The 11,873-nt window shown below is 50.3% G+C and carries 10 protein-coding genes; 6 read left to right on the top strand and 4 right to left on the bottom strand.

All coding sequences use genetic code 11. The annotated features are described in order from the left end of the window. Positions 1-97: 97 nt before the first annotated feature. Positions 98-1,474, top strand: a complete 1,377-nt coding sequence (locus tag JJD41_RS11055; protein ID WP_200665964.1) for a lysophospholipid acyltransferase family protein — start codon at positions 98-100, stop codon at positions 1,472-1,474. A 104-nt stretch (positions 1,475-1,578) separates the two neighbouring features. Here the strand turns inward: JJD41_RS11055 and JJD41_RS11050 are convergent, their stop codons facing one another. Then, positions 1,579-1,812, bottom strand: a complete 234-nt coding sequence (locus JJD41_RS11050) for a Nif11 family protein (protein ID WP_200665963.1) — start codon at positions 1,810-1,812, stop codon at positions 1,579-1,581. Positions 1,813-2,346: 534 nt separating this feature from the next. On the opposite strand from JJD41_RS11050, the gene dxr reads away from it, so the two are divergent. The 4 genes from dxr to JJD41_RS11030 all read left to right on the top strand — a co-directional run bounded on the left by dxr (position 2,347) and on the right by JJD41_RS11030 (position 5,896). After that, complete coding sequence (gene dxr, locus JJD41_RS11045) at positions 2,347-3,543, top strand: 1-deoxy-D-xylulose-5-phosphate reductoisomerase (protein WP_200665962.1); 1,197 nt, start codon at positions 2,347-2,349, stop codon at positions 3,541-3,543. Positions 3,544-3,693: 150 nt separating this feature from the next. After that, positions 3,694-4,383 (top strand): tetratricopeptide repeat protein, encoded by a 690-nt coding sequence (locus JJD41_RS11040; RefSeq protein ID WP_200665961.1) that lies wholly within the window; start codon positions 3,694-3,696, stop codon positions 4,381-4,383. 142 nt (positions 4,384-4,525) lie between these two features. Beyond that, positions 4,526-4,774 (top strand): hypothetical protein, encoded by a 249-nt coding sequence (locus JJD41_RS11035; protein WP_200665960.1) that lies wholly within the window; start codon positions 4,526-4,528, stop codon positions 4,772-4,774. Between the two features lie 309 nt (positions 4,775-5,083). Continuing rightward, positions 5,084-5,896 carry a SirB1 family protein gene (locus JJD41_RS11030; protein ID WP_200665959.1) on the top strand — a complete coding sequence of 271 codons (813 nt, stop codon included), beginning with the start codon at positions 5,084-5,086 and terminating at the stop codon, positions 5,894-5,896. A 107-nt stretch (positions 5,897-6,003) separates the two neighbouring features. Here the strand turns inward: JJD41_RS11030 and JJD41_RS11025 are convergent, their stop codons facing one another. Beyond that, a complete protein-coding gene (locus JJD41_RS11025) occupies positions 6,004-6,459 on the bottom strand; it encodes an SRPBCC family protein (RefSeq protein ID WP_200665958.1) in 456 nt (151 codons plus the stop codon). 543 nt (positions 6,460-7,002) lie between these two features. Here JJD41_RS11025 and JJD41_RS11020 point away from each other — a divergent pair. Beyond that, positions 7,003-8,523 (top strand): mechanosensitive ion channel, encoded by a 1,521-nt coding sequence (locus JJD41_RS11020; RefSeq protein WP_370583788.1) that lies wholly within the window; start codon positions 7,003-7,005, stop codon positions 8,521-8,523. Positions 8,524-8,564: 41 nt separating this feature from the next. Here the strand turns inward: JJD41_RS11020 and JJD41_RS11015 are convergent, their stop codons facing one another. Both JJD41_RS11015 and JJD41_RS11010 read right to left on the bottom strand, forming a co-directional pair. Next, positions 8,565-10,040, bottom strand: coding sequence for a GTP-binding protein (locus JJD41_RS11015; protein ID WP_200665956.1), 1,476 nt, complete (start codon positions 10,038-10,040; stop codon positions 8,565-8,567). 63 nt (positions 10,041-10,103) lie between these two features. Further along, positions 10,104-11,396 carry a hypothetical protein gene (locus JJD41_RS11010; protein ID WP_200665955.1) on the bottom strand — a complete coding sequence of 431 codons (1,293 nt, stop codon included), beginning with the start codon at positions 11,394-11,396 and terminating at the stop codon, positions 10,104-10,106. Between the last annotated feature and the right edge of the window lie 477 nt (positions 11,397-11,873).

Below are 11,873 nucleotides of genomic sequence, written 5' to 3'. Positions count from 1 at the left end.
CCCTCCTTTTAGGGATGTCTCGATCGCGAGGATGCCGACTTAGGAAAGACTTCTTGGCTATTTTCTCTGACTTTCCGACTTCTGAACTTCCACAAGGATGACAGTGACTCAAGCTAAACCTGCCTTAGAATTTATTGCACCGCAATTCAATCCGATCTTATTGCAAACGGCTAAAATTATCGTGCCGTTGTGGCGGCAATTTCACACGCCGATCGCCGATATTCGCTGTGAAAATGTCGATCGCCTCGCCGAACTGTATCGTCAATTTCAAAACGGTAAAATTCGTTTTCTGTTAGCCTTTCGACATCCGAGTACCTGCGATCCATTTGCGATCGCCCATTTACTCTGGAAAGAAGTTCCAAAAACTGCCCGCCAGCAAGGGATACCGTTGACCGACACCGTTCACGTTCACGGATTATACGATCGCGGGATTCCCCTGTGGGCGGGACAGTGGCTGGGTCGCGTCTTCGCCGGACTCGGGGCCACGCCGATTCAACGGGGTAAAATCGACCGTCTCGGGTTAAAATCGGCACGAGATTTATTCGCGAACGGGCGTTTTCCGATGGCGGCGTCTCCCGAAGGTGGAACCAACGGACACAATGAAGTGATTAGTCCGTTAGAACCGGGAATCGCCCAAATGGGATTTTGGTGTGTGGAAGACCTCGAAAAAAGCGATCGCCCGGAACAAGTTTTGATTGTTCCTTTAGGTCTTCAATACGAGTACCGCGATCGCAATTGGGATCGGTTAGCCACGGTCCTCGATCGCCTCGAAAATGATTGCGGTTTGCCTCCTTTTAGCGATGGAACTGCCGTTCGCGATCCGTTCCCCGATTCCCCCCTTCCGGCGGGATTTTATCCGCGTTTAATTCGGATCGGGTTGCACTTACTGTCTAAAATGGAAGAATTTTACCGACGCTTCTATCACCAAAAGCTACCGGAAAATCCCCCCGAACCGTCGGAGTTAAGCGATCGCCTTTCTAATTTATTAGATGTCGCCTTAACCGTCGCGGAAGATTATTTTCGTCTATCTCCAAAAGGCAATTTAATCGATCGCTGTCGGCGGTTGGAACAAGCGGGATGGGATCGCATTTATCGAGAAGATTTGAATGATTTCGATCGTCTTTCTCCCCTCGATCGCGGACTCGCCGATCGCGTGGCGGAAGAAGCCAGTTTAAGGATGTGGCATATGCGATTAGTGGAAAGTTTTGTCGCCGTAACGGGTCGTTACGTTGCCGAAAAACCGACCTTCGATCGCTTTGCCGAAACCCTTTTACTGATTCAATCTACCTTCGATCGCATTAAGGGAGAACGTCGCAACTTTCCCAATTTAGGGCATCAATGCGTCTCGGTCAGAGTCGGCGAACCGCTTTCGGTTTCCGACCGCCGGGATGAATATAAAAATAGTCGCCGCTTGGCGGTTGCGTCTCTGACTCAAGACCTCCAAACGGCGTTAGAAAATTCGATCGTTCAGTGAGATTTTAAGGCCAGAAAAAGGGCGATCGACCTTGAGACCGATCGCCCTTTTTATTCTTTTCTTAATCCTAGGCAAAAGAGGGAAGGAAGACGCAAAACTTCGGATTATCTCGCCAAAATATGATGGCGTGGAGAAACGCCGGGATTGATGAGAGTGGCTAACTCTTCTTCGGATAAGTTTTCAATCTCTTGGCGTAATTCTTGCTGGGTGTAGCGATAGCCTTTTTGGCGGGCGAGTTCCATAAATCGATCGAGATTGGCGATCGCGTCGCGTTTCTCTCGCAGGGCTAAACTGTTTTGAATTTCTTTAAATAAAGTAGCTGCATTTTGACTGAGCATTGAATTAAACCTCCAGGTTTTAAGTTTTAATAGATCGTTGAAATTAACTCAGTTAAAACATTAAAAATGGGGGATGACGGACTAATGAAATTGTCCAAATTTTAGATAGCAAAATTTGCACAAAAGTTGCATTTTATGTTCTGGCGATCGCCCCCGTGGGTGATAGGTAAAATTACCGTCGATTTTGAGAGGAAAAATCGCAATTTCAGCCGCCACTGACGGCCACGGAGGGCGATCGCGGGTTCTGAAATCGTGCGGTCAAAGTCTATTAGCCGTCGATCCCCGTGTAATCTGAGTTAGTTTAGAGGATAAAGGGCGATCGGCAAAAAGTGGGAAAATTTTGACAAAAATTGACAAAAGTTAAAGATTATGTATTGACAATTCCCCTCTCGATCGCGCGATCGAACGGGACGATCGCGCGATCGAGAGGGCGATTCGGGAGGGGGATCGGCGCTAAAAATCTCAAAACTGAATGCGAACAATGACCCCCGAGACTTTAAGATTGTAGGAGTTGCGGTTATTTCGGAAAACATTTTGAAAGCAATTACTCTACTCGGTTCGACCGGATCGATCGGAACCCAAACTTTAGATATCGTCGCGCAATACCCCGACCAGTTTCGGTTGGTGGGATTGGCTGCAGGCAGTAACGTTAAAATCTTGGCGGATCAAGTCCGGCAATTTCGACCGGAAATCGTCGCCATTCGGGCCGAAGAAAAATTAAGCGAACTCAAAGCGGCGATCGCCGATCTCGACCCCCAACCGATTCTACTAGCAGGAGAAGCCGGAATCATCGAAGTGGCCCGTTACGGCGACGCGGAAGCGGTGGTCACGGGGATTGTCGGATGTGCGGGATTACTCCCGACCATTGCGGCGATCGAAGCGGGAAAAGATATCGCTTTAGCCAATAAAGAAACCCTGATTGCAGGCGGTCCGGTCGTCAACCCGTTAATCGAAAAACACGGGGTTAAATTATTACCTGCCGACTCGGAACATTCGGCGATTTTCCAATGTTTGCAAGGAGTTCCCGATGGCGGCTTGCGGCGAATTATTTTGACCGCCTCCGGGGGCGCTTTCCGCGATTGGCCCGTGGAGAAATTAAAAGAGGTCAAAGTCGCCGATGCTTTAAAACATCCCAATTGGTCGATGGGGCGTAAAATTACCGTCGATTCGGCCACGTTAATGAATAAAGGACTCGAAGTCATCGAGGCCCATTATTTATTTCATATGGATTACGACAACATCGATATTGTCATCCATCCGCAAAGTATTATTCATTCTTTGATTGAAGTTCAAGATACTTCAGTTTTGGCGCAGTTGGGCTGGCCGGATATGCGTTTGCCGTTGCTTTATGCCCTGTCTTGGCCCGATCGCATTTATACAGATTGGGAAACGTTGGATTTAGTGAAAGCGGGTAATTTAACATTTAGAGAACCCGATCGCGACAAATATCCCTGTATGCAATTGGCTTACGAAGCCGGACGGATCGGCGGTTCGATGACGGCGGTGTTAAATGCAGCTAACGAACAAGCCGTCGCCTTGTTTTTAGAGGAGAAAATCGGATTTTTAGAGATTCCGAAAACCATCGAACGGGCTTGCGATCGCCATCGTAACGATCGTCGAGAGAATCCTTCGTTAGAGGAGATTATCGAAGCCGATCGCTGGGCGAGACAGGCGGTTTTAGAAACGGCGGCAGATTTAGCCAAAACGCCCCTTTCAGTTTCGCTCAAATAAATCGGCAATTTCGGCCAAACGAAGCGGACAGTCGCGCGGATTGGGGGCGATCGCCCGGGGACGGAGGCGGGCAACTAGTGAAAAAAACTCGTAAAATCTAGAGTTGTAGCATTTTCAAAAGTGCAGGTTTGCGCTTTTTGCCCCCTCACCATGAATCAACTGTTTAACCGCGTTGTCATTTTAGGAATTCTCGGCGCTTTCGGCAGTATCGGCGCCCCTCCCGCGATCGCCAGCGCCGAGTTGCCGAGGGGATTCATCGCCCAATCCCAAGCCCAAAGCTTGTTCGATCGCGCCGTCGAAAAAACCGAACGGGGAGATTTTCAAGGGGCCGTCCGGGACTATTCCCAGGCGATCGAAATGCAGCCGAATTACGTGGAAGCCTACATCGGTCGGGCGAATGTGTTGTCAAAAGCGGGCAACCAATCCGGGGCGATCGCCGATTATTCCCAAGCCTTGCGTCTCAACTCCAAGAAAATTGAAGCCTATATCGGTCGGGGGAGTGCGTATTCCGCGATCGGCAATCAAGCCTCGGCGATCGAAGATTACACTCAAGCGTTGCGAATTAATAATAATTCGGCGGAAGCTTATGTCGGTCGGGGCGCCGCCTACGCCGCGATCGGCGAATTCGATCGCGCCATGGACGATTTTAACGAAGCTGTCGAAATTAATCCCGCCGATGGCGCCGCTTATTTCAATCGCGGTTTAATTCGCGCCCAACAGGGCGATCGTGAAGCCGCCATTTCCGATTTTCGTCAAGCTTCCAGTTTATTTCAATCTCAGGGAAACAATACCCTATCCCAACAAGCACAAGCATTTATTCAACGGTTGCAGCAAAATTAAACAGCACAGTTAAGACAAGCGGCAAAAATAGGCAGTGGGGAGTCGGGAGTGGGGAGATTTTTGTGCTTCTTATGCCTGACTTTGCCCGTCTCAAATCTAAAATCTAACATTTCAACTTTCAACTCTCAAATCATAAGAGCGAATGCCTGTAGATTTAATCATTATTATCGCTGCATTTATCGTGACCTGGCTCGTTTTTATGTTGGTTTTAAATGTTCTTAAAGCCACCTTAAAAACGGCCATCACGATCGCGGCGATCGTCCTGGCTTTACAATTACTTTTCGGAATCGGCCCTCAAGATTTATGGCAGCAAATTATCGAGTTACCCCGACTCGTCTTTCCTCAACCAGAAGAACCGCCGCCACCGTATCGAGGCGATCGCGCCTTTTAAATTTATTTAAACACTGTTTATAACATTAACCTTAAGAGTCCTGTTTGAAAAGAGGCAATCGCTAGAGCATCAAAGGACACAGGACTGTCATCGGGTTACCCCAATTCTCTCCACGTTGCTATTGTGCCTTGTAGTAGGGGTTTGGTAACCAAACCCCTACAAAATTTTTTATGTTTTTTTACGGACAATCTCTTGAATTTACTTAAAACAAATTCAAAATAAAAATTTTTCATAAATTTAAGAGTTTACAGCTATAAAAATAAGCCTATAATAAAATAATCGAAAATCGTCCGTAATTCCCTGTTTTAAATGGATTTTCCTTTAGCCCGACAACTATTTTATCGCGAAATTCATCGGCCAGACGAAGACATCGACCTGGCGAAAGCTGCGCTCTATTTTGCCTTAGAAGAGTATCCAGAACTCGAACCCGATGCCTACCTCAATGCCCTCGACGAGATGGCATTAGAAATCCAAGAGCGTCTGCCACAACAACGCTATCCCCTGCGTATTATTCAGACAATTAATGAGTATCTTTACGATGATTTGGGGTTTAAAGGGAATAGCCAAAATTATTACGACCCGCGCAATAGTTTTTTGAATGAGGCGATCGATCGCCGCACGGGAATTCCGATTACTTTATCGTTAATTTATCTCGAAATTGCCAAACGCATCGATTTTCCGATGGTGGGAATAGGAATGCCGGGACATTTTTTAATTCGCCCGGTGTTTGAAGAGGTCGGCTTTTTTGTAGATCCGTTTCATGGCGGCGAGGTGCTATTTCCCACGGATTGCGAACGGCGTTTAATGCAGATTTACGGCAAAAAGATTAGCCTGAAACCGGAATTTTTGGAGCCGATCGCCCCCAAGCAATTTTTAGCGCGGATGCTGACCAATTTAAAGATGATTTATTTGCACCGCCACGATGCCAAACGCACCCTGGCGGCGATCGAGCGAATTTTGCTGCTGTTTCCCGATCGCCCCTTCGAGTTGCGCGATCGCGGTTTACTATACTATCAAATGGATCGGCGAACCGCCGCCCGCCAAGATTTGGAAATGTACTTGAATTTATTACCACAAGCGCGCGATGCTACGGCCATCCGTCAGTTACTCGATCGCCTGTAAGAAGTATCAATTTTAGATCTAGAATTTTAGATTGGGCAATGTCGGGAATGGGGACTCGTGAAAGCGCAAAACTTTCCCGACTCCCCACACTGTTTCTCTCGACTCTCTCAATCCCTCAATTGCAATTCTTCCGCCAGTCGCTTGAGTCGTCGCAATTGCGCTTGCATGTCTTCGCGAGTCCAAGCGGCGGCGAAGCGATCGAAGCCCCAGGCGATCGCTCGATTGGGAATCTCGAACTCGAAGCGGTTCAAAAGTCGGGTTCCTTGACCTTCAGGCAGGCATTCCCAGCGATCGCGACCTTTGAAAAAGCCCTGAAATTCCCAGACGATCGCCCCGGGTTCGCGTTCGGCGACTACACTATTTAAAGTCGGTTGCAACAGGGGAATTTGAATGATGAAGCGGCTACGACTGCCAATGTCCGTACTCCATTCGCCGACAGGTTCGCAGCGCAACAGGGGATTGAGCCAGCGATGCATCAAACTGCGATCGGTAATGCAACGCTCGACAATGCTCGCATTGGCACGAATTTGGATGGATTGCTCGAAAACTCTCGGCGGTGACATGCGATCGGTCCTTTCTCCACAGACGGCATTTTAGATTTTAGATTTTAGATTTCCAGAGTTGGGATCCTGGAAGAAGCGATCGCCTCGGTCGGTCTGTCGTCAGTCTCGCTGTAGTGGATCTTGTCTTGACAGCGCGCGATCGCCGTTGCCCTCTATCCTTGGGTAGAATTTTGTAAAAAATGTAAAAATTCGTATTTTTTAATCTTTATTCATCAAAAAGTTACATTTAAACTCATTATCTCAGGAAAGACAGTTTCAAGATAGGGTTAAAGACCTGAAATCTCCATAAAAAGGCATTCTCAAAACCGCAAAAAACCGACTTGACCCTGTAGGATAGTGGCAAATGCTGCTATTGGTAGTATCGGCCTCATCCTGTCTTGGGATGTCGGTCGGCAACATTTTTATTCCAACTACAACCAACCAGCTATGAATGACATGTGGTACATAAGACCAGAGCCAGTGGGGGATCTCCCCAATTCGGTCTCGCTACTGGCTCAGACTTCAACAGGCGGATTCGACCCCCAAGCAATGGTGGTCGATCCTGTGACAAACTTTATTAATGGCTTGATGGATTTCCTGCCGAGCTTGCTCGGGGCGATCGCCATCCTGATCGTCGGTTGGTTCGCGGCCACCATAATTGCGGCGGGGGTTCGCGGTTTACTCAACCGTACCGATATCGACAATCGGATCGCCAATGCGGTGATGGGGCGTCAGGAGTCACCACCGCCGATCGAAAAATGGGCGGCGAGTGGCGTCTATTGGGTAATCATGATCTTCGTCTTGGTTGCCTTTTTCAACGCCCTCAAATTAGAGGTGGTTTCGCAGCCACTCAACAGCTTTTTAGATCAAATCTTCAACTACTTGCCCCGTTTGGGTGGAGCCGCCTTACTCTTGGGCGTCGCGTGGATCGTGGCCACGATCTGCAAAATGTTGCTCACCACGGGCTTGCAGCGTTTCCGCCTCGACGATCGCCTCGCCCAACAGACGGGAGGAGGGGAAAGCCCCTTCATGCTCAATGAAACCCTGGCCAATGCCCTGTATTGGTTCGTGTTTCTCTTCTTCCTGCCGCCGATCCTGGATGCCTTACAACTGCCAGGAGCCCTCGGTCCGGTTCAAAACCTCGTCGATCAGATCCTCTCGGCATTGCCGAAGATTCTCACCGCCGTCATTATCGGCGCCATCGGCTGGCTGATCGCCCGGATCGTGCGCGGGATCGTCACCAACTTGTTGGCGGCGACGGGAACCGATCGCCTCGGGCAGCGCATGGGGTTGACCCAACAAAATGAGGGAATGTCCCTCTCCGGCTTGATCGGAACCACCGTCTACGTTCTGATCCTGATTCCGACGGCGATCGCGGCGTTGAATTCCCTGCAGATCGAAGCGATTTCCGATCCGGCGATCGCCATGCTGCAGCAAATCCTCGACGCAATTCCCAAAATCTTCACGGCGGGCTTAATCTTCGGCGTCTTTTACGTCGTCGGGCGTTTCGTCTCCGATTTCGTCACCAACATCCTCACCAGTATCGGCTTTAACAACATCTTCGCCGCCCTGGGCTTTTCCAGACCGTCCACGGCTTCAACCGCCGACAGCACCCCGGAATCCGGATCCGACCTGACGAGTAAAACGCCGTCGGAAATTGTCGGCATCGTCGTGATGGTAGCCATTCTGTTATTTGCTGCCGTCGCCGCGACCGAAGTGCTGCAATTTGAAGTGCTGACGATTATCTCCGGCGAAATCCTGCGAATTGCCGGGTTAGTCCTCGTCGGCGTCATCGTCTTCGGCATCGGCTTGTACTTAGCCAATCTCGCCTACTCCTTGATCGCGCAATCGAAAACCGCCCAAGCGGAAATTCTCGGTCAAGCCGCCCGCATCTCGATTATCGCCTTGGCGGGCGCGATGGCCTTGCAACAAATGGGAATTGCCCCGCATATCGTCAATCTGGCCTTCGGCTTGCTGTTCGGCGCGATCGCCATTGCCATTGCCCTCGCCTTCGGTTTAGGCGGACGGGATGTCGCCGGAGAACAACTGCGCGAATGGCTCGCCCAATTCAAAAACAAAGAATAACATCGCCCCCGCGCGGCGATCGCCATTATCACAGCGTTTCTTCAGCCCCGGCGAGCTGATAGTTTCTCTCGCAACTCCTCCTTGATGCGACCCATAATCGAGGTTTCGTCCAAGGAGGCAATAATCCGACTGACGACCGCTTTCGGGCCGTCATTGCCCCAAGAGGCTCCATTGGCCAGGTACGCTTTAGTGACCTGGCCAATGCCATAGGAAGAAAAACCCGCCACGCTGCCCTGAGTGAGCGCCACGGACAGATAAGGCACCAGGGCCGCCCCTCCCGTTCCCACGGTCGCCGCCCCCAACAATCCTTTGAGCGAAGACAGTCCCAAGGTGGCGAGCAGTTCGCTGGCGCCGATCCCGCCCATGCCGATCGCGATTTTTTGCAGCAGATCGACCGCCCCGGTTTGGGTCATGGGAATGCCGTAGAGTCGCGACAAGGTCAGGATCGTGGCTACGTCGATCGCCGCCCCACTGAGTACGTCCACCACGGTGAGGGGATTGAGGGCGATCGCCAACGCTTTCGTCATGACCGCATTCCAGATAATCCGATTGGCACTGCGATCGCGGATTTGCATTTTGCGCTCGACGATCTGCTCGTTGACCGTCCCGGCGTACAGTAACGTATTGAGGGCGACCAGAGACTTGCCCTCGCGATCGAGAATTTCGAGAATTTTGAGCTTTAAGGCGTCTACTTGCGGCGCACCCCGCTTCATCTGCACCGTCCGAGTCCCGTCGGGACGGCGGATGGCTTCAGCCGTTAAGGGGGCGGCAGCCGCCATGACGATTTCCTCCGGGGACAGTAACTCTTTCACCCGTTCGTCGCGGATTTTCTCGTAAATGGCGAGGGCGTCGGCTTCGGGATATTGGTCGATTTTGTTAAAGACGAGCAAGATCGGTTTGCCCGCTTCGCGCAGTTGGGAGAGGGCGTCGTATTCGACTTTGGTTAAATCTCCGGCGATCGCGAATAAGATTAAATCCGCACTGGCGGCGACTTCCCGGGCGAGGGCTTCTCGGGTGTCCCCGTCTACTTCGTCGATTCCGGGGGTGTCGATCAGTTCGACGAGGGCGTTGCCACTGGTGGCGGTGAGGGTCACTTGGGCAATTTCGCCGTCGCCTCCCGCCAAGGGGGCGCGATCGATCCGCCAGTTCGCCCCTTGGGCGCTTTGGGTGACCCCGTGTAACGGTCCGGTCTCGAACAGGTTCTGACCGAGTAAGGCGTTGAGAAGCGAAGATTTTCCCCGTCCCACCATGCCGAACGCGGCAATTTGAACGATACTCTCTTCTAATTTATCGAGCATCGTCCCCAAACTCTCGATTTCGCCTTCTAATCCGGCCCGTTCTTCCGGGGTGAGGTCGAGGGTCGCCAACAGGTGGCGCAGGGAGTCTTTCGCTTGTTTGTAGTTGAGATCTTCTTGGATGTCGGCAAAGGTGAAGATCGCTTCGTCGAGTTGGCGGTCGAGATCGGTGCGATCGCCGTCGGTGTCGGGTCGTGCAGGATGGGAACCTCGCGGATTCATCAAATCGAACAACTCAGAGGGTCTGTTTCTATCCTAATTCAGACCCTCGCGATCGCGTCCGCATCATGCAATTTGGCTGATGAAGGACAGATCCACCGCGCCGAAGTTGGTACTGAGGGCGACGTTGAGATTTTCGAGCATTTTAATCAACCATTGGATCGCGTCGTCGGTGGAGTTTTCGTAATGGTTGAACAGAATCGAGAATTTTTTCTCTAAATAGGGTTTGACTTTACGACACAACAGCACGATCTTGAGCAGCAGTCCGGTGGTGGCGATCGGGCCGATGTTGGAGATTAAGTCGATGAAAACGAAGTGATTGGGACGTTGTATACTTTCGACGACCAGGAAGTTGAGCAGTTGGCTACAGGTTCTCACAATTAAGAAATCACTGACTTTCTGCCCGTCACTTTGAGGGAGCGTCCCTTTGAGTTGTTTGCTCAAGCGTTCGTTAAACAGGCGTTTTCCGTAATCGCAATGGGTCGTCGTAATCAGGTAATCGTAAAGTTCTGCTTTGAATTCGCCGTAACTTTGGACTTCGCTGCTGTGGGTGATGAAGCTGTGAGCCAAATCGCGGTAAGTATAACCGCATTCGGCTTTTCCCACAAACTGCTTGAGGGAGTGATACAGTTCGCGATCGCTCAATAAGGTGGGGTTGGCGATCGGTTTTAAAATTCTGCGGGCTTTATCCAAACCGCTATGACGGGCCAATTGGGCGCGCCGGACTTGGTAGGTGACGTATTGGGACAGGTGCAGTTCAAATTGCCGTTGCTGTTGCGCTTGAATTTTGCGAACGGTTTGTTGGTGTTCGTAAGAACTGCGATCGCTGAGCAGACAATGACTGTACAAATATGGATAACGGCGAATGTAATTCCCGAGGGGGCGCTTTTCGTTCTCTTCAACTTCGTTTTCCGAATCGTCTACGACTCGCGCCAGTCTCTGTAAGGTCAAGTAATGCTCGCTATTACTGAACTCTTTGACTAATTCTTGCAGCCGCGCCCCTCGTCGCGATTGATAGTAGGGTTGGGAAAATTTTAAGCTCGAACCTTCAAATAAATTAACCAGTTGCGGAATCGCTTTTTGATGTTGGCTGTTGGTCTGCCAGCGATTGATTAAAATATGGCAGCAACGATTGAGGATATATTGAAACTCTTCTTGGGCTTCTTTGGAATTGACCAAGCGATCGATCGCGGCGGCGATTTCGGCATCGGGATAGCCCGTCCCATCGATAAATAACGCTTTAAACCGTTCGGTCAACCGATCGGGGGTTTCTGTCCGAACGCAGGAGAGCAGGTGATCGTACAGTCGCTGCTCTTCAGGGGTGTTTCTTCGGTTAAACGGATCGCTTCGGTAATTCATTCTCTATGACCCCCGCCCACGGAATTGGGTTACATCTGATAGGATTTTGGTTAAATCAATTTCAAATATACGAATGCGGTTCACTCACCCATGACGACCGAACCGAGAAAGGTTCGATCTTTGCACGACACGACAGGATTTTTATGATATAGCTTTATCTATGACCCTTTCAAATGCTTCCTGAATGGTTATCATCTGAATGAGGGAGTGGTTCGAGGACTATTTTTTAGTCCGGAGACATTTTGGCTATAATCTGTCAAAGTTCTACTTAATAGCCTAACTGTCAAAGGTATTCCTTTGCGCGTTTTTTTTCTAAAGACTTAGTAAAGCATAGTCGCTTAACTCCCGATTTTTCTTTAAAGATTTAGTAAATCTTTGGCGAGTCTCCCCAGGGTGGGGGGCGATCTCTTCGGTTCCTACTGTAGCGCTTTGGCGCTCTGGAAGGGGGGTTTTCTTTTGGAGTCGGCGAGCGGAAAG

The sequence above is a fragment of the Oxynema mangrovii CENA135 genome, assembly GCF_016632315.1.
Classification (GTDB): domain Bacteria; phylum Cyanobacteriota; class Cyanobacteriia; order Cyanobacteriales; family Laspinemataceae; genus Oxynema; species Oxynema aestuarii.
Note: the sequence above shows the minus strand (reverse complement) of the source record. Positions and strands in the feature narration are given on the sequence as shown.